Here is a 23,159-nt window from a genome sequence, read left to right on the forward strand (position 1 = left end):
CTTACTGATAAACGATTACGCCACGGCGGTTCTGAGCAAATGCATACTCAGATGAACCCATTACCGCAGGTTTTTCTTCACCGTAAGACACAACAGTTACCTGGCTAGAGCTAACACCAGCATTTAACAGGTAAGTTTGTACTGATTGAGCACGACGCTCACCCAGTGCAATGTTGTACTCAGGCGTACCACGTTGGTCGCAGTGACCTTCGATTACTACTTTCTTACCTGGGTTTTTCATCAGGAATTCAGCGTGTTTTTGTAGTACCGGATAAAACTCAGACTTGATGTTTGAACGGTCAAAGTCAAAGTATACAGTTTGTTCATTTTGCAGCGCAGCTAAGTCACGCTTAGTTTGCTCTTCCTGCATTTTAACGCGCTGAGCAGCTTCCGCTTTAACTTTAGCTTCCTGGGCTTCTTGTTGCGCCTGCTCTTCAGCAGCTTGTTGCTGGGCGATACGATTGCGTTCCGCCGCCAGTTCCTCTTCGCTAGGACCTGATGAACATGCCATCATAGTCACCACTGGCAAGGCGATGATGAAGCTCTTCATTACTTTATTCATTTGCATCCTCTTAATCCTTATACTTATTTATTTCTATGTACTCAAAAATGTTAAAACAAAAACGGTGACCAACTTGGCGATTTAACCTGCCCGTCAGCTGCCGGTAACCTCGCTTTAAAGCGCCCATCCAGTGACACTAAAGACAATACCTGGGTATCCCCGAATAATGTACTATAAATTATCATGCTTCCGTTCGGAGCGATACTAGGAGATTCATCTAAAAATGTTCTCGTGAGTACCTGAATTGCTCCACTTTTCACTTCTTGCCGGGCGATGTGATAATCACCACGGGTACGATTAACCAAAACAATCTCGTCACCGTCTGGTGTAAAGGTGGCTCCAAGGTTCTGTTCACCCTCGAAGGTTAAACGTCTTACCATGCCAGTATCTAAATTTACGCGATAAATCTGTGGTTTACCACCCCGTTCGGAGCTAAAAATCAGACTCTTACCGTCTGGGGACCAACTTGGTTCCGTATCGATTGCTCTATTTCGGGTTACACGGCGCAGATTTCTACTGGCTAAGTCCATCACATACACTTCGGGATTGCCGTCTTTCGACAATACCATCGCCATCTGTTTACCGTCAGGAGAAAACACCGGGCTACCATTTATGCCAGGAAAATCAGTGATTTTCTCACGCTGCATGGTGTAAATATCCTGAATAAATATCTGTGGGCGCTTGTTCTCAAAACTCACATAAGCCAGCTTATTGCCGTCCGGAGACCAGGATGGCGACATCAGCGGCTCTGGCGATGAAAGCAAACGCGTTTCATTGAAGCCGTCATAATCTGAAATCACTAACTGATAAGGCAGTTTCTCTTTTTCGCGGTCACGCACAATAACGTAAGCAATACGGGTCAAAAACGCGCCGCGAACACCAGTTAGCTTTTCATACACAACGTCGCTGATTCGGTGTGCGTATTGTCTGAAGTCGCCGCCGCCAATGACTACCTGACGTTGGTCAACAATATGGTCTTTGCTGTTTACCAGTGTGCCGTCACTGCCCAGCACCTTGGACTCACCGCCAGTGATCTGGCCTCGCAGCACATCAATAATTTCAAACGACACCAAATAGCGGTCAACGCCTTCACTTTCAATCTTACCGACAACAATGGTATCCAGTCCCATAGACGCCCAAGCGGCATAGTCCACTTCGGCATCCGTAGACGGATACTGCGGCATGGATGCCGGAACAACCGGGTTAAACTTACCGCTTCGACGCAAATCTGCCATTACAACGTCGGTCAGGTTGTCTGGTAACATGCCCTCGCCCTGCCACTTAAATGGCACCACGGCAATGGGTCTGGCGCTATCTACCCCTTCAGTGATCACAATTTCCAATGCGGCATGCAATGTCCCGATGCAACTTAGGTATGTCAACGCTATCCACAGACCCAATTTTTTCATAGGCTCTACAACTCCACCTTCAAATTAATGTTTTTCAATTCTTCATAGACTGCCGGGTCATCAGACACTGGCAGTCTGTCTGGTCGTAATACCGCACTTTGCGCAGCACGACACAGAGCAGGATCACCATCAAGAACAGACACTTTGGTAACCAGACCGGTTGTCGCCAATCTAATATTCAATCTACAGCTCTTTCCTTTAAAGTCAGCATTCAGATAGCGCTTAATCGTCTGGTGGATTAACGCCTGATACCGCTCTTTTTCCGACAATACATGTTGTCGGCGTTGTTGCTGCATGGCTTCCTGCTCTTTGGCAAGCTGCTCTTGCATAATTCTTTCCATTTCTGCGCGCTCGGCTGCTTCTTTTTCCTTGCGCGCCTTTTCTGCCTTCTCAGCTTCTTCCCTTTCTTTGCGCTCCCGGGCCTTTTCTTCAGCTAAACGACGTAACTCAGACTGGCGTTTTGCTTCGGCGGCTTCTTTTGCCGCTTTTTCCTGCCGGGCCTTGCGTGCCGCCGCTTCGCGACGACGTTTATCTTCAGCGGCTTTCTGCTTTCTCTGCTCTTCAGCCCTGGCCTGTGCTTCAGCCTGAGCCTGGGCGCGCTGGGCATCAGCAATCGCTTGCGCATCAATAAATGTGGCTTTAATAACAACAGGTGCCGCGGTATTGGAAACCACAGGCATAATGGGTGATGAAGACAAAGTGACGCTAATTAGCAACAGCATGGCTATCACAACATGTAAGCCAAAGGATTTCAATAACGCGTTTTTGTCAGCTTCAGTCACTTAAGTAGCCCGTTATTTTTCAACCGGGTCTGTCATCAGACCTACTGAGGGGACACCCGCTTTTTGCAATAACACCATTAACTGAATGACTTCGCTGTAGGCCACTGCACCATCACCCTTGACTACTACAGGTGTTTCCGGGGCCTTTTCCAACTGGGCCTGAACTAACGCGGCCATATCATCGCCATCAACGGCTTGCTCCTGGTTGTCACCCAGATTCAGATAATAGTCTCCCTTCACATCAACTGACGCAATAATAGGCGGGATATCTTGTTGCTCTATTGGTTGAGCGCTGGCTTTAGGCAAATCGACCTTTACGCCCTGCGAAATTAATGGGGCTGTAACCATAAAGATAATAAGCAGCACCAACATAACATCAATGTAGGGCACCACATTGATTTCAGAGACCGGGCGACGACGCTTTCTAACGTACATAGTGAATTCTCCCTGCTAACGACTGAATTAGCCGTTCGATTGTGCAGCTAATGCCTGACGCTGCAAAATGGCAGAAAACTCTTCCATAAAGTTGCTGTAGCTGTTTTCCAGTTTTTCAACCTGATGACTGAATCGGTTATATGCAACAACTGCTGGTATTGCGGCAAACAAACCAATCGCCGTCGCAATCAGGGCTTCAGCAATACCGGGCGCCACCATCGACAAGGTAGCCTGCTGTACTTCACCCAGTGCGATAAATGAATTCATGATCCCCCATACGGTGCCAAACAAACCGATATAGGGACTAATTGAGCCGGCGGTTGCTAAAAACGATAACCGACTTTCAAGATTGTCTACTTCACGGGACAGGGCCACGCGCATCGCGCGATATGTACCATCCACAATCACGTTGGCATTGGTGTTACTTTTGCGAAGTCGGACGAACTCTTTGAATCCGGCACAGAAAATATTCCCCATGCCACGCACGTCCTCTTCGGCAGATAACTGCTGGTACAAACGGTTGAGGTCGGCACCTGACCAAAACTCATCTTCAAATTCCTGCATGGATTTGCGCGCGCCGGACAGCGCTTTTTGGCGTTGAAAAATAAACGCCCATGAGGCAATGGATACGCTGAGAAGCAGCAGCATTACCAGTTGAACAACGAAACTTGCCTGTAAGAACAAGCCAATAAATGTTAAATCAGATGACACGCGAAAGTTCCCCTAAAACAGCCTTAGGTAGTCGACGTGGCCGCATTGAAGCCAAATCGACACAGGCAACCTGTACTTGCACGGTGACCAACAGCTGGTCCTGTGCATTTTTTATCTCTTGTTGAAATGTCATACTAGCGCCCTTCAATTCTACAATGTGGGACTGAATACTCAACAGCTGATTAAAGCGAGCTGGCGCAAAGTTCTGCATTTCGACTTTTTTGACGACAAAAGCGGTGTTTTGTTCCAATAAAACATCCTGCTCAAACCCCAATGCCCGCAACCACTCAGTGCGAGCGCGTTCTGCAAACTTTAAATAGTTTGCATAATAAACAATGCCGCCCGCATCGGTGTCTTCGTAATAAACGCGTACCTGTAGTGTGTGCACAACGTCAGCTCCCTTTTTTTTATTGGGCGCAATAGTAGAAGATAGAAGCGTGATGAGTCCAGTGTGGTCAACCACTGAATTTCACTTATTAAACAAAGTTTACGTGATAAACAGGTACCAAGAGACTGTACGCAGGAACGGTAAGGCACCTCAGAGCCTTTGACAGCCGAACAATTGCGCTATGCAATGCGCATTTTAAGATACATTAATTAATTCTATGTCATATCGCATAAAAAAGACGTTTTATCGCAAGACCTCTATTATTATGAGGTGCAGAGCAAAAGACTTTAATTAACACAACATTAACAGATTAGTTTTTCTAATTTGAAACTGAAATTATTCTCAATTGTCGAAACGCAACAACTCTCTATAATACGCATCATCAAGTCGACACAAGACGAGTTCTTATTGAATTTCCTGTTAGACATGAGTTCCCTGGATTTTTTCCTTCAACACTTGTTGTTCTCAGCCCGCTTCAATGAAGCGGGTTTTTTTTACCCTTTTTTCAGTCATTTCCCTGACCTGAGATAGAGCGTCCGAGAGTTTGAACTAACGAACGCAAACCAGAATTAAAGATGTTAGAGTTCTACGACCATCTTGCCGCGATTTTCTCCACTAAACAGCATGTTTAACCCTTTTACTGCGTTATTGAGTCCTTTAACAGTGTGAGCCCGGTATTTAATTTTACCCTGCTGCACGTAGGGCGTAAGCTTCGCCAGAATTTGTGGAATTTCACCCCAATGATCAGGCATCGCAAACCCTTGAATAGTAATACGCTTCTTAATCAGCGGGATCCAGTTTGGTCCTGGCGAAGGAGTGGCTGACTGGTAATCAGCAATCATGCCGCACACAACAATGCGGCCATGGGCATTCATGCGATCGACAATAAGCTGTTGAATTGGGCCGCCGGTATTTTCAAAAAACACGTCAATGCGATTCGGCGTCAGTGCTGTTAACTGGCCAGCCAGGTCTTCAGATTTATAGTTAATGGCGCCATCAAAACCCAGTTCATTCACAATCCAGTCCGCTTTTTCATCACTGCCAACCACGCCAATGACTCGCAGACCATCAGCTTTGGCCAGTTGACCCACAATGGTGCCCACCGAACCCGCGGCGCCGGTCACAATGAGAGTTTCACCCTCCTTGGGCTTACCAAACTGATACAACCCCGTCGTTGCCGTAAGTCCGGGTAACCCAAATACGCACAATGCTATTTCAGCACTTACGCCGGGCTGTAATTTGTTGAAGCCCTGGCCATCGGAGACCAGGTATTCCTGCCAACCGGTCATACCCAGCACCTTATCTCCAACAACAAAGTCAGGGTGATTCGATTCAACCACTTCACCTACTCCACTGGAGCGCATTACTTCACCGAGCTCAACTGGGGGAATATAACTGCCGCGATCTTCGCTCATCCAGCCCAACATCGCAGGATCCAGTGACATATGCGTTTGTTTGATTAATAGCTGGCCCTCAGCAGGACTGGGTATTTCCTGTTCTTTTGTTTCGAACAAATAGTCCCCGATTTCTCCGTTTTTTGGTCGGTTTACCAACACCATGGATTGATAAGTTGTCATGTTTGTCTCCGTTATCAGATGCCTGCCCACACTAACAAATTAACTACATTAATCTAAAATTAAATTTACTTATTGGAGAGTATTAGCAGTACAAAGGCGGTGCGCTGTTGGTTAGGTTACCAACAGCGGATTTTGACAGGTTACTCGGGCTGAAAGCCCAAATGCAGGAACGCTCTTGATGTCGCGATTCGACCGCGAGGAGTGCGTTGCAGGAACCCCTGTTGGATTAAGAAGGGCTCAATAACGTCTTCAATGGTTTCTTTTTCTTCACCGATGGCTGCAGCCAGGTTTTCAAGACCGACTGGCCCGCCACTGAATTTCTCGATAATAGCTGACAGCAACTTCCGGTCCATGTAGTCGAACCCCTCTTTATCGACATCGAGCATGTCGAGTGCAGCAGCCGCTATGTCGCCGTTGACCTGGCCGTTGGCTTTGATTTGCGCGTAGTCACGCACGCGGCGCAGAAGCCTGTTCGCAATTCGTGGTGTGCCTCGCGAACGTTTGGCGACTTCAAACGCGCCACTCTGGTCCATGTCCAGCTGCAAATAATGTGCGCTGCGCGCCACAATATCCGTTAAGTCCTTTACCGAATAGAATTCCAATCGTTGCACGATACCGAACCGATCGCGTAACGGCGATGTCAGTGAGCCTGCCCGAGTCGTAGCGCCAACCAAGGTAAAGGGGGGTAAATCCAGTTTAATTGAGCGCGCTGCCGGCCCTTCCCCAATCATGATATCAAGTTGGTAATCTTCCATAGCCGGATAGAGAATTTCTTCGACCACCGGACTCAATCGATGGATTTCATCAATAAACAACACATCATTGCGTTCAAGGTTGGTTAACAGCGCAGCGAGGTCGCCGGCTTTTTCCAGCACCGGGCCCGAGGTGGTTTTAATATTCACCCCCATTTCGTTAGCTACGATATTAGCTAAGGTGGTTTTACCCAAACCCGGCGGGCCAAATATTAATAAATGATCCAGTGCATCTTCACGCTGCCTCGCTGCCTCAATGAAGATTTCCATCTGATCACAGACATGCTGTTGGCCAGTGTAATCCTCGAGCAGTTTTGGGCGAATTGCGCGATCTATGACGGCATCTTCATCATTTTCGCTGGAGGAAATTAACCGATCGGCTTCAATCATACTGGGTCCCGTTTCTACAACGACGTTTTAAGTGCCTGGCGGATAAGCGCTTCGCTGCTCATGCCGTCTTCAAACACACTGTTAACCATCTTACTGGCCTGCGGTGGCTTGTAACCCAAGGCCACCAGCGCACTCACCGCTTCTTCTTTAACATCATTAACCGGCACAAACGTGTTGGTATTAGCTGCATCCGGGTCCTGCCCTAACGTGAAGGTGTCAGGTGTAGGCAGAGACTGGGTAAATTTAGCCAGTCTGTCGCGCAGCTCAACCACCAGTCTTTCCGCGGTTTTCTTACCTATCCCTGGAAGTGACGTGAGCGCTGACACATCTTCATTTTGAACGACCTGTAAAAACTGTGATGCTGACATGCCAGACAAAATGGCTAACCCTAACTTGGGCCCCACGCCATTGGCTTTAATAAGTTCGCGAAACAATCCACGTTCCAGTTTATCGGCAAAACCAAACAACAGCTGGGCGTCTTCCCGCACCACAAAATGGGTATACAAGGTACAGGCCTCACCCACATTAGGCAGTTGGTAAAAGCTGGTCATCGGCAGTTGTAATTCGTAGCCGACACCCGCTACATCAATCAGGACCTCTGGTGGTGCTTTCTCTAATAAAACACCGTGAATTCTACCAATCATGGTGACTACATCACTCCGTTATCGCAAGCGACCGCGCACCGTTTTACGTGCCTGACCAGCCAGCTTGACTAAATTCTGTTCACTGTGAGCGTGACATAAAGCAACTGCCAACGCATCTGCAGCGTCGGCCTGAGGGGTGCCTGACAGGTTAAGTAAATGCTTAACCATATGCTGTACCTGCGTTTTGTCTGCGCCCCCGGTGCCCACCACCGCTTGTTTAATTTGCCGCGCGGAGTACTCATGCACTCCCATACCGGCTTGTGTAGCGGCAATCATAGCAGCGCCCCTGGCATGACCGAGCTTTAACGCTGAATCCGGGTTACGGGCTAAAAAAACCTGCTCTATGGCCAGACAGTCCGGACTAAACTGAGCAATTAATTCACTCACACCCACAAAAATCTTATCTAATCGAGGCGCCAGGGGTTTGTCAGTTAAACGAATACAACCACTCGCAACATAGCTTAATTTGCCCTGCTGTCGCCTGATTAATCCGTAACCGGTTACCCGGGAACCTGGATCTATACCCAGTATTACCATTATTTTGGCTCGGGCACAAATGCCAGAATGGCGTTGCGATTTGAAGGCGACCAGACACGTGCCAACGCCTCGGGCTTATCAAGCCATTCATAGGCAGAATGTTCGGTTAAAATAATGCGGGAATCAGAAGGAATTTGCGTAACGAAAACATATTCCGTATTCACAAAATTATCGGGGGGATAACGATGCTGCCATTCTTTGCGGATCTCGTACTGATTCACATGCTGGCAATCTACAATGTCGCCTGACTGAGGCGACAGATTTACCCCCGTCTCCTCGCCTACTTCGCGGTATGCCGCCGCAATGGGCGACTCTCCGGCTTCAATGGTACCGGTCACCGATTGCCAGAAGTCCGGGTCGTCGTTGCGCTGCATCACCAGTACCTGACTGTGCTCGTTATAGAGCACAACCAGAACTGATTCAGGACGCTTGTACGTCATTATTCCGCGCTGTCTTTTTTAACAGTGGCAATGGCCAGATCAGCTAATTGCTGAGGATTAGCCGGGCTTGGGGCATCAGTAAGCGGGCAAGCTGCCGTGGTCGTTTTGGGGAACGCCATGACATCGCGAATTGAACTGGCGCCCGTCATCAGCATAACCAAACGGTCCAGACCAAATGCCAAACCGGCGTGTGGTGGCGCACCAAAACGCAATGCCTCTAGCAAGAAGCCAAACTTCAATTCTGCTTCTTCTTTATCTATACCCAAAATACTGAACACCGCTGACTGCATGGACTGGTCGTGAATACGCACAGAACCGCCACCCAGTTCAACACCATTTAATACCATGTCATAGGCGTCAGAAATGGCGTTCACCGGATCCGCAGCTAGTTCTTCCGGCGTCATACCACGTGGAGAGGTAAACGGATGGTGCAGTGCATGCAATTGGCCATCAACTTCTTCAAACATGGGGAAATCCACAACCCAAAGAGGTCGCCACTCGCCTTCCAGTAATTCGAAGTCTTCACCCAGCTTAAGACGCAGTGCGCCCATCGCTTCCGTAACCACGGTGTAGCTGTCGGCACCAAATAGCAGGATATCGCCATCCTGAGCGCCGGTGCGAGCCAGGATGCCGTTAACAATTTCTTCGTTCAGGAACTTCAGAATTGGCGACTGCAAACCGTCAAGGCCAGCAGCCACGTCGTTGACTTTAATCCACGCCAAACCTTTGGCGCCGTAAATGCCAACAAACTTCGTGTATTCGTCAATTTGCTTGCGAGACAGGCTTGCTCCACCCGGTACACGGATAGTCGCTACGCGTCCTTTCAGGTCATTCGCTGGGCCGCTGAACACTTTAAAGTCGACGGATGCGAGTAAATCTGCCACGTCGGTTAATTCAAGCGGGTTACGCAGATCGGGTTTGTCACTACCGTAACGTTGCATGGCTTCGGCGTAGGTCATACGCGGGAAGTCACCTAAATCAACGTCCAGCATTTGCTGGAACAGGTCACGAATTAAACCTTCCGTAATGCTCATTACGCCGTCGGCATCGAGGAATGTCGTTTCCAAATCGATTTGGGTAAATTCTGGCTGGCGATCCGCACGTAAATCTTCGTCTCGGAAACATTTTACGATTTGATAGTAGCGATCCATGCCAGACATCATCAGTAGCTGTTTAAACAACTGAGGTGATTGTGGCAATGCAAAAAATTCGCCTTTGTGCGTCCGGCTTGGCACCAGGTAATCACGGGCACCTTCAGGTGTTGCTTTTGTCAGGATGGGCGTTTCAATATCTAAAAAGCCATCGCCCTCCAGATAACGACGTACCGCCGCCGTGACTTTTGCGCGAAACTGCAGACGCTGGCTCATTAGCGGGCGACGCAGGTCCAGGTAACGATAACGCAGTCGCTGCTCTTCGGAGTTTTCCTGATTCCAGTCCAGCGGTAATACTGCAGATTTATTGAAGATCTCCAGTCCGGTGCCAATGATTTCAATTTCGCCGGTAGCCATTTGCGCGTTCACCTGTCCTTCCGGGCGGGCACGCACCGTACCGGTAACCTTCACGCAGAATTCGCTGCGCAGGGTATTGGCAATCGCTTGAACTTCAGGAAGATCCGGGTCGAACATGACCTGTACGATCCCTTCGCGGTCTCGTAAATCGATAAAAATCAGGCCGCCTAAATCGCGACGCTTATTTACCCAGCCACACAGTGTGACGGTTTGGCCAATGTAAGATGCAGTAATATTCCCACAGTAATCTGTGCGCATGGTCTCAGACCCCTAATTTCTTGAGCGTTTACGCCCAAAGCCACAGGAAGATACAGGTTTGACGCCAATTCACGTTATGGCTCATGCCCTGCCGGCTTTGCAGCGTTTTTGTTATCATTGAGTTTCGCGAACCGGTGTATAAAATGCCTGAAAAGCGACCATTCATTGCCGATTAGCGGTAAAGGTCGCATAGTATAAACAAATGCATGGCAAAGCCCAATGACAAATATCCAAACACCTCAAATATTGCCGGAAGTCTGTATAGGCTTGCCTCAATGGCAGCACGGGCGTTGGCCGACAACCTGGTTCGGTCACAGCAAAGGAACCAGCCTGGGTCGCTATGCAACGCAATTAAACAGTGTGGAAGGCAATACAACGTTTTACCACTTACCCACACCAGACACAGTACTTACATGGCACAAATCAACGCCCGCTGCATTTCGGTTTACGTTCAAGTTTCATCGCAGTATCAGTCACGAGGGACGGCTAAGCCAGAATATTCCCATGGCCTGTCAGCAACTTACTTTACTGAGTTCCCTTGAAGAAAAGCTTGGCCTGATTATGCTGCAGTTACCGGCCAGTTTTGGCCCCGCTGGCATAGCTGAGTTAGACACGTTTTTGGCTGGCTTACCCAAGGCTATTCGCTATGCCGTGGAAGTTCGACATTTAGCGTTCTTTGCCAAAGGTGATGATGAAAAGGCACTTAATCGCTGCTTGATGCACCACAATGTTAACCGGGTCATTATGGATACCAGAGCGCTGTTCAGCGGCCCGGTTGATTGCGAGCTCACAGCAGAGGTTCGCACCAAGAAACCCAGAGTACCGGTAAACGTCATTGCTACGGCCGATCAGCCTGTAATGCGTTTTGTGGGCAATAACGATGACTCAGACAACGAAGCTTGTTTACTACCCTGGGTAGCAAAGTGCCATCAATGGCGGCAGCAGGGAAAAACGTGCTATTTGTTCTTCCACCGTCCGGACAATCAGGATGCACCCTGGCTGGCTCAGCAATTTATCCGCTTATACAACAGCCAGTTTGCTGAGCATGCATTGCCGTTGCTCAGTTTTAATCCAGAGCAAACGGATACAGCACAATCCTCGCTTTTTTAACGCCGCCTATGCCGAGCGTCTGCGGCGTCGCGAACTTTGCTTTTTATTTTTCAGGCGCACATAAAAATAGCCTAAACCAGCAATAATCAAGGTAAGTAGACATACGATACCAATCAGCAAATTATTGAAAGTGGCTTCCCGTGCTTTAGACTCTTTCTGAATTGCCAATGACTGGCTTAACGAGGCAATTTCGCGCTGTGAACTGTGCTGAAGTGCAGCGAAGTCAGCAGAAATTTGTTCCATCGTCAGCGACAACACCCGATTGCGCTCTTCATCAATCCAGCCCAACAACGCTTCATATGCCTGTTCAGTCCCACGGATATCGTTTTGCGCTACGGCTAACGCCACCTGATTTAGCAAATGTTGACGAATAGTGAGGTACGCATCCTCTTCGCCTGCCAAAAGATCCTGAGAGATTCCGGCTTGCAATTGCATTGCTGCGTCCAACTCGCCGGATTCGATAAAGTACGTAACCTTGTCTAACACAAACAGACGACGCGGAGTTAACTGCGGGTATTCTAATAACCATTCGTCCAGTTTTGTCAGCCACCTTGTAACCATATCCATTTGCTGACGTTGCAAGCTAATGTGCATTAACCAAAAACCAGCAGCGAATTGCGCCTGAATATTATTCGCTTCCACACCGGCATCTAACATACGCATGGCAACAGCTTCGATGTCATCCCATTTACTTTCCGCCGCCATAATCGACAGCATTTTATCGGTGAGATTAAACGGCATATTGCCAGATTGTGACTGCAGAAATGACACTAGCTGTTGTGATTTAGCTAATGCTTTGCTGTACCACTGCATATCCAGCAACAGCGAAATCTGCTTTTCAACGACTTCTCGCCACACCAGAAAATTAGAAAGCTGCCAGAATGCTTGCTGCGCCTGTTCCAAAAAATCCAGTGCCGACATGACATTGCCGGTTCGGCTGTCTGACATACCAATGTCATACAGGATAAGCGCTTTGTCAGTATCCTTTAGCCTGCGCGACAATAACGTCATTAATTGCTGTTTGGTTGCAAGCGTATCCCCCGGAGATACTGCCGCCTGATAAGCCAACACAGCACGCAATGCAAACCCCTGAGAGCGGTAATCCTGAGTGCGGGTAGCCATTTGCACGACCTGCTGAGCGTGCGCTTTCACCCCTTCAAACTCATTCTGTTTTGCAGCAAGCAACAGTTTATAGGCCAACACGGCATTTTCTGCAGTATCAGCTCGCAGCGCATTGGCATTCGCAATAAGCGTATCCAATTTACTTATTTGTAAGTCATAGGTTGTGGTTTTATCGCGGATAATGTCGTTGAGTTTACTGAGGATTTGACTTTCATTGACCGCTTGTGCGGACACAAGCAAAGGGAACAGTAAACATACAAGTGAAAAACAGCTTGTTAAGGTTTTAGCGATAGAAGGGCGTGCATCCATGTGAGTGTCGCGAATTACATTACATATCGCGACACTATCCCACGCCAGACGGGCTTTGCCAACCGTTTCTGGTATAAAGCCTGATAACGAAGTATGGCCCATTTCATATACACAGGGCCAACACCTTGAATTTACGTAAATTTATTGTAAATAACAGTCTAACGGAAGTCGCCCGCGTCCAAATCATGCTTTTTCATGAGTTTGTGCATATCGGTACGGTTTCGGCCTGCCAACTCAGCAGCCCGGGTAACATTGCCGTCCGTCATTTTCAGTAATTTAAACAGATACTTTTGCTCAAACGCATCTCTCGCTTCTGTGAGCGTGGGCCAGCTTTGACGCGTTGCAGACAGTGCCTGCTCTACCAGGTGCAAAGGGATTACAGGCGTTTGGGTTAACGCTACACACTGCTCTACCACGTTAACCAACTGACGCACGTTGCCGGGCCAGTCACTTTTCACCATAAGTTGCAACGCATCCTCAGAAAACTGAGACACCTTAACACCGTGACGTTCAGCGCTTTGTTTCAGCAAAGAACGTGCTAACAGCGGAATGTCTTCAGAGCGTTCTTTCAGCGCAGGCAATTTGAGGTTCACGACATTCAAGCGATAGAACAAGTCCTCGCGGAAACTGCCCTCTTCCATTTCTTTGTGCAAATCTTTATGCGTTGCTGAAATCACCCGGACATCAATGTCTACTGATTTGCTGCTACCAACCGGGCGAATTTGTCGCTCTTGCAAAGCACGTAGCAATTTCACTTGTAGCGTCATTGGCATGTCGCCAATTTCGTCCAAAAACAGGGTGCCGCCATGCGCTTCTCTGAATAATCCGCCGTTCGCCTGTACCGCGCCGGTAAAGGCGCCTTTCACGTGGCCGAACAGCTCTGACTCAAGCAGGTTTTCGGGCAATGCGCCACAGTTAATAGCAACAAAAGGGTTGCCCGCGCGGTCGCTGGCTCGGTGAATCGCGTTCGCAAGCAGTTCTTTACCAGTACCACTGGCACCAGTGATCAGTACGCTGACTTCGCGTTTGGCAATCCTAAAGGCCTGATCGAGCACATGCAGCATGTCTGCTGAGCGGGTAATAATGTCCTTACACCATTCACCCGGCTCTGCTGCTTTGGACTGTTGAAGTGCCCGACTGAGTAACTCACGCAGTTTTTCATGCTCGACCGGTTTGGTTAAAAATCCAAACACACCGCGTTGCGTTGCCTCAATTGCATCAGAGATAGTGCCATGCGCGGTCATTAAAATAACCGGAATGTCGGAGCGGATAGCCATAATCTCTTCAAACAGGCTAAGTCCATCCAATCCCGGCATGCGCAAATCGCTTAACACTAAATCAAAACCACCGTTTTGAATCTTTTTTAACGCTTCCTGACCATCTTCTGCCGCGGTCACGTCGTAACCTTCGCTTTGCAGACGAATTGTCATCAGTCGCAGTAAGCTACTGTCATCATCGACTAACAGAATATGTGACTTAGGGTTGTCTTTACTGGTCATTGTTCTGCTTCCTCCTGATTCATCAGGTTCGATTCAATGTTCATCAGCGCTTCAAGTTGCGCTTTGAGCTGTTGGATCTGTTGTTCCTGGCTAGTCAGTGTCTTGTCCTGCTGATTATTAATGTTGCTAAGTATTGTCACCGCTGATTCAAGCTCAAGCATGTGGCCGCTGGGTTTTGCCACCACCGTATTCAACCAGTTTTGCGCACTGGCAGACAGCGAAGGCGTAACCTGCTCAACCCAGTGTTGCGCTCGCAACCTGGCTTTATAAGGGGTATTGACCGGCTGGGACAAAATAATCTTCTGCAATAACTGGTCGGGTGTGTCAGCCAGACTCTCAATTAACGCCTGACGGTCCGGCCAGCTCAATTTGTCGACCTGTATCCAGTAATCCTGCCAAAAATCCAGCTCACAACGGGCTTCATCTTCTGGCTCGACTGCAAAAACACAGTCGCTTTCAACCACCATTTGAAATGCTTCTGTATTATCTGAGACGTCTGTCACGGGTGGTTCCGAGGGCAACAACTGACACCCACTCAACCCAATAAATACAACTAATACGCCGTAACGCTTCATCAATGTTTCTCTTCCTGTTGTGGTATACGGACTCTAAAGCACACATCTGCGTAGTCCACGTCAATTACCGTTGCATCGCCATGCATGATCCTTGCGCAATCTGCAACAATTGACAATCCCAAGCCTGTTCCGATGACGTTGTCGTTTCGGGCACCTTCACCACGAATGAAGGGTTCAAACAGGCTACTGATTTTCTCTTTGGGTATTTTCTTGCCGTCATTGGCTACGTCAATGTAGGCATTGTGTTCATCGACCGACAACCGGATATGGATGGTTTTATCCAACGCACCATGTGCCACCGCATTAGATACCAGATTGTCCAGAATTCTGCGCAATAACTCTTCATCAGCCGTTATGGATTTACATGCCAAATCGATGTCTAGTTTGTGCTTTTGTAACGCAAGTTTATAGTCGCCAATGCACTGCTTCACCATGTGGTCTACATCCACAAGGGTAAACTTAGGCTGTGCTTGTTGTAACAGTAAATTGTAATCAAGTAGCTTTTCAATCAGGGTATTAAGGCGCGTCGTACTGGCGTTAATCAGACTCATCACCTCCTGCTGAGGGCCACTCAATTCACCAACTGACCCGTCTGACAATAATGCACATCCTTCTTTCATACTGGCTAGTGGCGTTTTTAATTCATGCGCGGCGTGACGAAGTAACGCCGTGCGAATGTGCTCTAATTGTGCCAAACGCTCGCCCAACCAGTGCAAATCTTGTTCAACTCCTGCTAATTCCCGGGGTGCTTTAGTCGACAGCGGCGGTAAATGCCCCTGTTGTCGGGCCAGCATTCTGATAATCAGTTTCAGCTTTCGTACCGGATTAATGATCAACTGGCTACCCAGTAAAATAAGAGCAAGTGAGACAGACACTAAAAGTGCGCTCAACCAGGTTTGTCTAACCTGCATAGCCGAGACATCTTGCTGCTGAACCACCAGCCTTTCGGCAATCGCATCATCCACACTTACATCAATGTCGGCAAGTTGTTGTCGCATCAGCGTAAGCTGATTGGCGAGCATATCCGGATTGTCAAAAGCCCGAAAGCCGCGAAGCGTGGTTACGGTTTGTCGAAGCTGAACACAACCATTCACGCGCTTTTCCACGTCGCATATTGCACCGTGTTGCTCTGAAAAGCGCCCTATTGCGTTCTCCACTAAACCCGCAGCAACGTCATTTTTCAGCACCTGATATTGTCTTAATGCACGTTCAAGCACCACGCTGGCACTTTCCAGTTGTTGCACTTTAGAGACAAGAGACGCAATGTGCTGTGTTTCTTTCACCGTTAACTGGCTAACTCTGGCAAGGTCTGTCTGACTCTGCCAAAGCAACGCTGCCAGCGGCACCAGTGCCACCAGAAAACTGCCCAGAATTAATTGTCGTAACGATCCTAATCGCAAAAGTGATCCGCTCTCAATCAAAGATGTGGCAAGCATCGCATAGCGTTGAGACTTCGACAATGTATTCACGCCTATTCAGTCAATTAAAACGGTCAGCGCCGCGCTTAAATAGGCAACGACAATACTTCGCGGCCATAATCAGAGGCTATCAGCTCCGCTTCAGAAATTTTGCCATCTTCATCAATATCGATGTGTCCAAATTCGCGCAGTAGGTCAGTATTTTTTACCGCTTCACGCAGTGTGATATATCCGTCATCATCCGAATCCATTTGCTCCATAAATTCTACGCCAGATGTTGTCGCCATAGACGAAAAACTTGCTGCCGCTAAACACAGAATCATTAATTTACGCATGGTTATCACCCTGTCACTCGTTTTGTGTAGTTACTGTGACAGTGCAGACTGCGTACCAGAATTTAAAAAGCAATTAATTTCAATAGCTTGAGATTATCAAAGCGAGATTTAGACTACAATTCAACCAGTACATTCTTCCGAGATGTTGCAAATAAGCAACATAGTTCGAGTATTTTTACAGGCGTGACTTGTGCAAATAGCATCTGTGTCTTATTTTTTAGTGAGCAAATATAAATAAAGTACGATTATGTTGTTGAAATACCGGTTATTACACTTGCTGCTTGGCAGTGTGTTTCTTTCCTCGGCCTCTCAGGCCAATGAGCTTCCCATAGAAATTTCCGGGTTTGGTAAAGTTGTCGGAGGCTATCTCGACGACCCAGACCTGGCTTATCAGGGCTACGAAGACGAACTCAGTTTTGACAGACAAAGCCTGGCGGCTATTCAGATTGATTGGCAGGTGATGCCAAAGTTAAGTCTCACAACACAGCTTCTGGCTCATAGCAACAAGAATCGGGAGTCCGGCGTAGAGTGGCTGTACCTTACCTACGAAGTCGACGATCAATGGCAAATCCGACTAGGAAAACAACGCACACCGTTTTTTCGGTACTCGGATGTGTTAAATGTTGGTTTTGCATACCATTGGGTGACGCCCCCCCAACAGTTATACAACGGCGTGCTATTTCCAACCTATGACGGGCTGAATGTAAAATACCGTTTCGGCACACAAGATGTTCAGGCTTCTCTTGAGGGTTACTGGGGCGAATTTAACGACGAGTACAATATTGCAAACCTCACGATCCAACCTGACATTAAAAACTTTCATGGATTAATCGGTAACGTAAGGTGGCAAAACCTAAGCGCTCAACTGGGTTTTCACTCCGGCGACATTGACTTAGTGCTCGAAGATTTAAATGGATTAGCGGACATCCTGCAACAAGCTGGCTATCAGGCTTCGGCGGATTCGTTGTCGACCAACGGCAATGTCGAGGTACTGTTCGCCGGGATCGCCTATCACGACATCGACTATTTTGTTGAAGCCGAAGTCATCAAGCTAATCGGGGAACCCATTGTCTTCCCGACCTCATCCAGTGCCTATGTCTCTGCCGGCTTATACTTACCGCCTTTTACCATTCATACAACGCTTGCGACTTCTCACGCGTCATATCCGCCCAGGGTGAACGAAATCCCTTTGGGTTTAGCGCCACAAGTAGACCAGCTTGCGTTTGCCTACAACCAGGTGTATGCATCTCTTGCGAAAGACTCGCTGGACAGTATCGGCATAGGGGCAAGGTATGACTTGTCTGCGCACTTTGCTTTTAAAGCCGACATCATCCGACTTCGGGGAAAACAAGGTCAGCGCAGCTTTTTTGATAACCCGGACAACAGTAACAGACCCGCCGCAACCTTGTATCAGTTTTCTTTAGAGTGGGTATTCTGATGCGATTACTTCGATACCTCACTGTCATTTTAATTTTGTTACCTGGGTGGGTTGTTGCCCAGCAGGAAGAACATATCGTGGTCATTACTAAGGTCGATACGCCTTTGGACGAAGTCAATAAAACGATGCTTCGCAATTTATACATGGGAAATATTGGTCTTGGCGATATCACCCCTATCGCCCTGTCTCCAGGCGAACTGGCGCGCTCTATCTTTAATGTCAGGGTGGTCGGTTTGACAGAGTCACGTATTCAAGCCTATTGGGCACAGATGCGCTTTAGTGGTCGCAAACAACGCCCGGTGGAAGCAATCAATCCTCAGGAAGCGATTCTTATGGTCGAATCAACGGCGAATACCGTGGCTTATGTTCCCGCGGGCACTCCATTGCCCGACAGCGTGAAAGTGATATTTGAATCCAAGCCTATTCCGTAGAGCCCGACTCTGCTAGCGCAAAAAACAACAGGCACAAATGTGTCTGTTGTCACTTATTCCAAAGACTATACTTCTATGTTAACAATCATTTGAAATCAGAATATTTCTCTGTAACAGGCCGATTTACTGTTAAAGCACGATATAGCTCAGGCCTGCTGACATTAAATATCAATGCGATAATTAGTGAAGTCGTGAGGAATATCCTGATGATTGTCTTTTAGTTCATGTAATGGCACGGGTTTGCTGAATAAATATCCCTGCACCGTATCGCAGCCCTGCGCTCGCAGATAATCCCACTGACTTTCGGTCTCGACACCTTCCGCACAAATTTTCAGGCTAAGACGCTTAGCCAGGTCGATAATAGATACAGTCACCAGACGACATCGTTCAGAGGTTTCAATTTGGGTGACAAATTGGCGATCAATTTTCAGTGTATCGATGGTAATTTGTGTGAGGTAACTCAGCGATGAATAACCCGTCCCAAAATCGTCAAGTGCTATCTTACACCCCAGATTATGCAGACGCTTAAACAGTTTTTCGCTGGAGTCAAAGTTGTCCAGATAAGCCGACTCGGTAACTTCAAACTCAATGTTTCTGGGGTTTACGTTGTATTCCTGGAATGCAGAGTAAATCCAATCAAACAAATCGCTATGACGCAGATCGTGAACAGACAAGTTAATAGCCACTCTCACCCGGCTCGAGAACCGATCTGTGATTTGATGGAGCTCTTCACAAGCCCGACGAATAACCCACTGCGTAATCGCGGTAATTTTACCGGACTGCTCTGCAACCAGAATAAACTCGCCGGGCATGATATTGCCCATTTCAGGGTGATGCCAACGTATCAAGGCCTCGAATCCTACCTGAATCCCATTACCATCGACTTTGGGCTGGTAGTACAAGCAGAACTGATTTTCTTCGATTGCCGTGTCGATGCTGTTTGCAATCATGATTTTGCGTTTGTGTGACTCTGACATTTCCGGACTGAAAATGGTGTACACCCCTCGTCCTCTGGCTTTGGAACGGTACATTGCCAGGTCAGCATTGCTCACCAGCTGACTGAGTTCATAGCCCGCCTCTTTCGCTTTTGCCACACCAATACTTACACCTAGTTTTAGCGATAGCCCGTTAAGTTTGAAAGGCTCAGTAAACGCAGACAACACCCGTTCGGAGACCGTGATCATATTTAATTCAGTCGCATCCCGGTCAGGAATAATCAGAAACTCGTCGCCACCCAGTCTTGCCAGAATGTCGCCATCGCGGAGAATGGTTTTAACCCGCTCAGCCACTTCAATCAAAATCAGATCGCCAGTTTCATGGCCCAGGGAGTCATTAATGCCTTTAAATCCATCCAAATCGAAAAACATCAGAATCAAATCGTCATTGGCACGTCTGGCCCGGGCCAATTCGATTTTTATGGTATCCATTACAAACTGACGGTTCGGTAACCCTGTTAAGCTGTCAAAATTGGCTAACCGGGTCATGGTGACCTGCTGTTCCATTAAGGTTTTAGTCTGCTGCTGATTAATATTCAGCTCTTCCTCAATGGTTTCCATTAATCGGTTGATATGCTGGCCCAACCGGCGAATTTCGGCAGTTCCTCTCACCGTATGCCGGGAAGTGTAGTCTTTGTGCTCTGTTACCGATTGCGTAAAACGAGTTACCGCATCAAGCGGTCTGAAAGCTTGTCTGAGTAAGGCGAACGATAACAGAATAGTAGACGACAATAACAAAAGGGCCCAGGGCATAGTCCTGAAAACCAAAGACCGTCGGCTCTCAGACAGACTTTTATTCAAGTCCACTACAATCAATAAATAGCCCACCGGGAATGCCTGCTCACCAATTCGCTCCAGGCTGTAAAGCTTACCGTCAGAAATACTTATCCCCATCGTCATATCTGATGGTTTATAGGATGCAGGCAGCATAGCCTCGTCGACTCGCCGACCTTGCAGACCGACATAAAACTCTACCAGTTGGTGGTCATTGTCAAAAATAGTCGCGTTGATCACATTCCGGTATGGCTCTAACCGTAGCAAAACTACGTTCAGAGAAAATGTATCCCGCGGGCTTTGCTCCATGAAAGGCACTAGGTCGTTAGCCATGTTGCGGGTAAGTGCAAACAGATTGTTTTGCTGGGACTCTAAGAACAATTGCTCATGTTCAGACACAGTCAACCACAACACACTGGCAGATGAAGACATCACCACTACGCTGAGGATCACAACCATCGCCGTGCGAATACTGCTAAACATGTGCCCTAACCAACCTGTCCTTACTATCCCACAGACTGCGCGGCTAGCTTAGCCTGTATGTACTGGCTGTGAGGTATATAGAGTAAATCTGCGATTTTACGAATAACGTGTTCCTCCAACGGCGCGAGTGTTTTGTCGGCGTAAGCTACGTGCCAAAGTCCCTGAATCACCTTGTGTTTGGCACTGGCATCCAAACTTTGGTTTAGTACCTGGGTAAACTGAACTAAATCGACAGCGTCTTCAGAACGCGCACTGCCACTCGCTAAGACCATTTCTGTTTCTTTAGCGGTCAACGAAAACGTATTCTGTAGCATATCGCTTAATGCCTCTAGCTCTCGTTGATCGATATCATCATCGGCTTTAATAACTTCGTATAACAACGCTGCCGCTGCTATTTCAACGTGATGCGGATGCAAAGGCTCTGACGCCTCTCCCTGGAACATCGCGAGAATTGTTCTCAACATGTAAAACTCCGGGTATGTGCGCACTTAGCGCGTGTAAAGTGTAGACAAGAAATTGAAATCCGTGCTTTTTTCGTAGCGAAAAAGTCACCAGATACTGTATAGACTTTTATACTTAGGCGTTAGTTTCAAACCCTACTGTTAATTTACCGTCATCAAAACGCCATTGTCGCCACAGTACAACGACCACTGTCCGTCACTTGAACCGACTCGCAGATTGCCTGAACTAGCTGAAGACCTCTGCCAAACGTATCTTCATCATCGCTTGGTGCTATTTGTGATACATCATAACCGGCGCCAGAATCCGATACTTTGATAGTCAGTAGGCGCAGATCGGGATCACAATGCATTGAGACAGACACTTCACCCTGTTCCAGCGCTTCTATTCTGGCACTGCGCTCTGCATAGTAGGTTTCAAATGCATTCGGATCTTTCTTCAATGACGAATTTAACTGCAGCACGCCGTGATCGATGGCGTTATTCACTAGTTCAGTTACCACCGTGTAAAGTTCTGATCGGGCAGACTCCAATCCTTCAACGTGTCCGAGCCTTTGAATAAACGTATCTACCACATTCTGTGATTGCAGGTGCGCTTTGCCGAGCGTAAATTTCAATTCAAATGGCAGCAACGCGGTATGCGTGCGCGCAACATGATTATCAAACATAAAGGGTTCACAGCGAAATAATACAATGGTCATATCATCCTTCGCTGGCTGCCCCAGGCGATATACCTTTGCGAGTTCTACAAACTGCCTTGCAGAGTTTATTCCGCCCTCAGAAAACCATTGCTCAACGCCCTCTTCGCCCAACAGGCCCTGTTCCGGGTGCAGTGTTTCCATCAATCCATCGGTATACACCAACAGCATGTCGTCCTCATTGGCTTCAACAATATCGACGTCATGCTCAAATTCTTTTTCACTGAGCACACCTAACGGCATGTGTCGGGAGTCTAGACGGTGTTGTATTTTTCCCATTGCATCGCGCAAAACAATACGCGGCAGTCCGCCATTCCAAATGCTAAACCGGGTACCCGAAGAGTCAATTTCAATAATAGCTGCAACACAGAACATATCCGCGGGTAGAAACGACAATAGAATGCGGTTCAGCCTGATAGCTATTTCAGACACCGACAACCCCTTTTCTGTCATTCTGACGAAAGCCTGGGAAACCGGAATCGCGCCTATAGCAGACGCAAGACCGTGCCCGGTAAAATCTCCGACAAACAGATACACTCCACCGGAAGGGCTTTTCTCACATAATAAGACATCGCCGTTAAACTGTGTTTCCGGTTGAATGTAATAATTAAAATAGTCATTGAGGGTGTCACTGGAGTCCAGTGCATTGGCAAAGATGTGCTCCACAATCCTATGGTTTCTCTCGACGTCCTGTTGCACTAGCCTGAGAGAGTGGTTTTTTTCTGCCAGCTCCAGTCCCATTCGTCGCGAACGCTCGTGGGCTTTAATTTTGGCCGTCAGGATCAGTCGATCGAAAGGCTTCGATACAAAATCATCGCCGCCTGCAGCCAGACACGCTACCAGGCTTTCCTGATCATCAAGGGCAGTAATGAACAAAATGGGTAAATAACAATCGGGAGACAAAGCCTTTAGCTTAGGCGCGACGTCCAGGCCGCTCATGCCCGGCATAACAACATCGAGTAACACAAGGTCCGGTGGATATTGTTCCGCCAGAGCAAGTGCCTTCTCACCATCTTCAGCTTCAACACAATGCACATAGCCTGTGTCATTTAACATTTGGACGAGCATCGCCCGGTTAATAACTTCATCGTCAACAATTAAAATGCGAAACATGCTGCGCT

General features: G+C 47.9%; 23 protein-coding genes. 3 read left to right on the forward strand and 20 right to left on the reverse strand.

Annotated elements, in window-relative coordinates:
* Nucleotide 1: 1 nt before the first annotated feature.
* The 12 genes from pal to aspS form a co-directional block, all read right to left on the reverse strand.
* On the reverse strand, nucleotides 2–568 hold the full coding sequence (gene pal, locus BUB81_RS19310) for a peptidoglycan-associated lipoprotein Pal (RefSeq protein ID WP_073325002.1): 567 nt from the start codon (nucleotides 566–568) through the stop codon (nucleotides 2–4).
* 44 nt (nucleotides 569–612) lie between these two features.
* Nucleotides 613–1,971 carry a Tol-Pal system beta propeller repeat protein TolB gene (tolB, locus tag BUB81_RS19315; protein ID WP_073325003.1) on the reverse strand — a complete coding sequence of 453 codons (1,359 nt, stop codon included), beginning with the start codon at nucleotides 1,969–1,971 and terminating at the stop codon, nucleotides 613–615.
* A gap of 5 nt (nucleotides 1,972–1,976) precedes the next feature.
* Entirely contained in the window at nucleotides 1,977–2,753 is a 777-nt protein-coding gene (tolA, locus tag BUB81_RS19320; RefSeq protein WP_245819292.1) for a cell envelope integrity protein TolA, read from the reverse strand.
* Between the two features lie 12 nt (nucleotides 2,754–2,765).
* Nucleotides 2,766–3,188: a protein TolR gene (tolR, locus tag BUB81_RS19325; protein WP_073325004.1), complete on the reverse strand. Its 423-nt coding sequence runs from the start codon at nucleotides 3,186–3,188 to the stop codon at nucleotides 2,766–2,768.
* Between the two features lie 27 nt (nucleotides 3,189–3,215).
* On the reverse strand, nucleotides 3,216–3,899 hold the full coding sequence (tolQ, locus tag BUB81_RS19330) for a protein TolQ (protein WP_073325005.1): 684 nt from the start codon (nucleotides 3,897–3,899) through the stop codon (nucleotides 3,216–3,218).
* A complete protein-coding gene (gene ybgC / locus BUB81_RS19335) occupies nucleotides 3,889–4,287 on the reverse strand; it encodes a tol-pal system-associated acyl-CoA thioesterase (RefSeq protein WP_073325006.1) in 399 nt (132 codons plus the stop codon). The genes tolQ and ybgC overlap by 11 nt, the downstream gene beginning before the upstream one ends.
* Before the next feature lie 578 nt (nucleotides 4,288–4,865).
* Nucleotides 4,866–5,864, reverse strand: a complete 999-nt coding sequence (locus BUB81_RS19340; protein WP_073325007.1) for an NADP-dependent oxidoreductase — start codon at nucleotides 5,862–5,864, stop codon at nucleotides 4,866–4,868.
* A gap of 140 nt (nucleotides 5,865–6,004) precedes the next feature.
* Entirely contained in the window at nucleotides 6,005–7,006 is a 1,002-nt protein-coding gene (gene ruvB / locus BUB81_RS19345; protein WP_073325008.1) for a Holliday junction branch migration DNA helicase RuvB, read from the reverse strand.
* A gap of 14 nt (nucleotides 7,007–7,020) precedes the next feature.
* The gene (gene ruvA / locus BUB81_RS19350; RefSeq protein ID WP_073325009.1) at nucleotides 7,021–7,650 is read right to left on the reverse strand and encodes a Holliday junction branch migration protein RuvA; all 630 of its coding nucleotides are present in this window, start codon (nucleotides 7,648–7,650) and stop codon (nucleotides 7,021–7,023) included.
* Between the two features lie 18 nt (nucleotides 7,651–7,668).
* Complete coding sequence (gene ruvC, locus BUB81_RS19355) at nucleotides 7,669–8,190, reverse strand: crossover junction endodeoxyribonuclease RuvC (protein ID WP_073325010.1); 522 nt, start codon at nucleotides 8,188–8,190, stop codon at nucleotides 7,669–7,671.
* Nucleotides 8,187–8,627: a dihydroneopterin triphosphate diphosphatase gene (nudB, locus tag BUB81_RS19360; protein WP_073325011.1), complete on the reverse strand. Its 441-nt coding sequence runs from the start codon at nucleotides 8,625–8,627 to the stop codon at nucleotides 8,187–8,189. Before nudB ends, ruvC begins: the two co-directional genes overlap by 4 nt.
* Nucleotides 8,627–10,393 carry an aspartate--tRNA ligase gene (aspS, locus tag BUB81_RS19365; RefSeq protein WP_073325012.1) on the reverse strand — a complete coding sequence of 589 codons (1,767 nt, stop codon included), beginning with the start codon at nucleotides 10,391–10,393 and terminating at the stop codon, nucleotides 8,627–8,629. Before aspS ends, nudB begins: the two co-directional genes overlap by 1 nt.
* A 219-nt stretch (nucleotides 10,394–10,612) precedes the next feature.
* On the opposite strand from aspS, the gene BUB81_RS19370 reads away from it, so the two are divergent.
* A complete protein-coding gene (locus BUB81_RS19370) occupies nucleotides 10,613–11,503 on the forward strand; it encodes a DUF72 domain-containing protein (protein ID WP_073325013.1) in 891 nt (296 codons plus the stop codon).
* A gap of 6 nt (nucleotides 11,504–11,509) precedes the next feature.
* Here the strand turns inward: BUB81_RS19370 and BUB81_RS19375 are convergent, their stop codons facing one another.
* The 5 genes from BUB81_RS19375 to BUB81_RS19395 all read right to left on the reverse strand — a co-directional run bounded on the left by BUB81_RS19375 (nucleotide 11,510) and on the right by BUB81_RS19395 (nucleotide 16,761).
* The gene (locus tag BUB81_RS19375) at nucleotides 11,510–13,036 is read right to left on the reverse strand and encodes a hypothetical protein (protein WP_073325014.1); all 1,527 of its coding nucleotides are present in this window, start codon (nucleotides 13,034–13,036) and stop codon (nucleotides 11,510–11,512) included.
* Between the two features lie 56 nt (nucleotides 13,037–13,092).
* Entirely contained in the window at nucleotides 13,093–14,433 is a 1,341-nt protein-coding gene (locus BUB81_RS19380) for a sigma 54-interacting transcriptional regulator (protein WP_073325015.1), read from the reverse strand.
* Entirely contained in the window at nucleotides 14,430–14,936 is a 507-nt protein-coding gene (locus BUB81_RS19385) for a hypothetical protein (protein ID WP_139241641.1), read from the reverse strand. Before BUB81_RS19385 ends, BUB81_RS19380 begins: the two co-directional genes overlap by 4 nt.
* A gap of 71 nt (nucleotides 14,937–15,007) precedes the next feature.
* On the reverse strand, nucleotides 15,008–16,408 hold the full coding sequence (locus tag BUB81_RS19390) for a sensor histidine kinase (RefSeq protein ID WP_073325097.1): 1,401 nt from the start codon (nucleotides 16,406–16,408) through the stop codon (nucleotides 15,008–15,010).
* A gap of 104 nt (nucleotides 16,409–16,512) precedes the next feature.
* Complete coding sequence (locus tag BUB81_RS19395; RefSeq protein WP_073325017.1) at nucleotides 16,513–16,761, reverse strand: EF-hand domain-containing protein; 249 nt, start codon at nucleotides 16,759–16,761, stop codon at nucleotides 16,513–16,515.
* 247 nt (nucleotides 16,762–17,008) lie between these two features.
* On the opposite strand from BUB81_RS19395, the gene BUB81_RS19400 reads away from it, so the two are divergent.
* Complete coding sequence (locus BUB81_RS19400) at nucleotides 17,009–18,199, forward strand: TonB-dependent receptor (RefSeq protein WP_073325018.1); 1,191 nt, start codon at nucleotides 17,009–17,011, stop codon at nucleotides 18,197–18,199.
* A complete protein-coding gene (locus tag BUB81_RS19405) occupies nucleotides 18,199–18,630 on the forward strand; it encodes a hypothetical protein (protein ID WP_073325019.1) in 432 nt (143 codons plus the stop codon). Before BUB81_RS19400 ends, BUB81_RS19405 begins: the two co-directional genes overlap by 1 nt.
* Nucleotides 18,631–18,791: 161 nt before the next feature.
* Here the strand turns inward: BUB81_RS19405 and BUB81_RS19410 are convergent, their stop codons facing one another.
* From BUB81_RS19410 to BUB81_RS19420, 3 genes are all read right to left on the reverse strand, one after another.
* Nucleotides 18,792–20,882: a putative bifunctional diguanylate cyclase/phosphodiesterase gene (locus BUB81_RS19410; protein ID WP_073325020.1), complete on the reverse strand. Its 2,091-nt coding sequence runs from the start codon at nucleotides 20,880–20,882 to the stop codon at nucleotides 18,792–18,794.
* A gap of 23 nt (nucleotides 20,883–20,905) precedes the next feature.
* Complete coding sequence (locus tag BUB81_RS19415) at nucleotides 20,906–21,346, reverse strand: tellurite resistance TerB family protein (RefSeq protein WP_073325021.1); 441 nt, start codon at nucleotides 21,344–21,346, stop codon at nucleotides 20,906–20,908.
* A gap of 152 nt (nucleotides 21,347–21,498) precedes the next feature.
* Nucleotides 21,499–23,151 (reverse strand): SpoIIE family protein phosphatase, encoded by a 1,653-nt coding sequence (locus tag BUB81_RS19420; protein ID WP_073325022.1) that lies wholly within the window; start codon nucleotides 23,149–23,151, stop codon nucleotides 21,499–21,501.
* Nucleotides 23,152–23,159: the final 8 nt, after the last annotated feature.

This window comes from Marisediminitalea aggregata (assembly GCF_900129565.1).
GTDB classification, from domain to species: Bacteria; Pseudomonadota; Gammaproteobacteria; order Enterobacterales; family Alteromonadaceae; genus Alteromonas; species Alteromonas aggregata.

What these genes read in the sequence shown, in the direction of transcription:
- tolB (WP_073325003.1), bottom strand. Translation starts at nt 1,971, where the DNA reads ATGAAAAAATTGGGTCTGTGGATAGCGTTGACATACCTAAGTTGCATC.
- aspS (WP_073325012.1), bottom strand. Translation starts at nt 10,393, where the DNA reads ATGCGCACAGATTACTGTGGGAATATTACTGCATCTTACATTGGCCAA.
- BUB81_RS19415 (WP_073325021.1), bottom strand. Translation starts at nt 21,346, where the DNA reads ATGTTGAGAACAATTCTCGCGATGTTCCAGGGAGAGGCGTCAGAGCCT.
- BUB81_RS19410 (WP_073325020.1), bottom strand. Translation starts at nt 20,882, where the DNA reads ATGTTTAGCAGTATTCGCACGGCGATGGTTGTGATCCTCAGCGTAGTG.
- nudB (WP_073325011.1), bottom strand. Translation starts at nt 8,627, where the DNA reads ATGACGTACAAGCGTCCTGAATCAGTTCTGGTTGTGCTCTATAACGAG.
- ruvA (WP_073325009.1), bottom strand. Translation starts at nt 7,650, where the DNA reads ATGATTGGTAGAATTCACGGTGTTTTATTAGAGAAAGCACCACCAGAG.
- BUB81_RS19340 (WP_073325007.1), bottom strand. Translation starts at nt 5,864, where the DNA reads ATGACAACTTATCAATCCATGGTGTTGGTAAACCGACCAAAAAACGGA.
- tolR (WP_073325004.1), bottom strand. Translation starts at nt 3,188, where the DNA reads ATGTACGTTAGAAAGCGTCGTCGCCCGGTCTCTGAAATCAATGTGGTG.
- BUB81_RS19395 (WP_073325017.1), bottom strand. Translation starts at nt 16,761, where the DNA reads ATGCGTAAATTAATGATTCTGTGTTTAGCGGCAGCAAGTTTTTCGTCT.
- BUB81_RS19370 (WP_073325013.1), top strand. Translation starts at nt 10,613, where the DNA reads ATGACAAATATCCAAACACCTCAAATATTGCCGGAAGTCTGTATAGGC.
- BUB81_RS19375 (WP_073325014.1), bottom strand. Translation starts at nt 13,036, where the DNA reads ATGGGCCATACTTCGTTATCAGGCTTTATACCAGAAACGGTTGGCAAA.
- ruvB (WP_073325008.1), bottom strand. Translation starts at nt 7,006, where the DNA reads ATGATTGAAGCCGATCGGTTAATTTCCTCCAGCGAAAATGATGAAGAT.
- BUB81_RS19380 (WP_073325015.1), bottom strand. Translation starts at nt 14,433, where the DNA reads ATGACCAGTAAAGACAACCCTAAGTCACATATTCTGTTAGTCGATGAT.
- BUB81_RS19400 (WP_073325018.1), top strand. Translation starts at nt 17,009, where the DNA reads ATGTTGTTGAAATACCGGTTATTACACTTGCTGCTTGGCAGTGTGTTT.
- BUB81_RS19420 (WP_073325022.1), bottom strand. Translation starts at nt 23,151, where the DNA reads ATGTTTCGCATTTTAATTGTTGACGATGAAGTTATTAACCGGGCGATG.
- pal (WP_073325002.1), bottom strand. Translation starts at nt 568, where the DNA reads ATGCAAATGAATAAAGTAATGAAGAGCTTCATCATCGCCTTGCCAGTG.
- BUB81_RS19405 (WP_073325019.1), top strand. Translation starts at nt 18,199, where the DNA reads ATGCGATTACTTCGATACCTCACTGTCATTTTAATTTTGTTACCTGGG.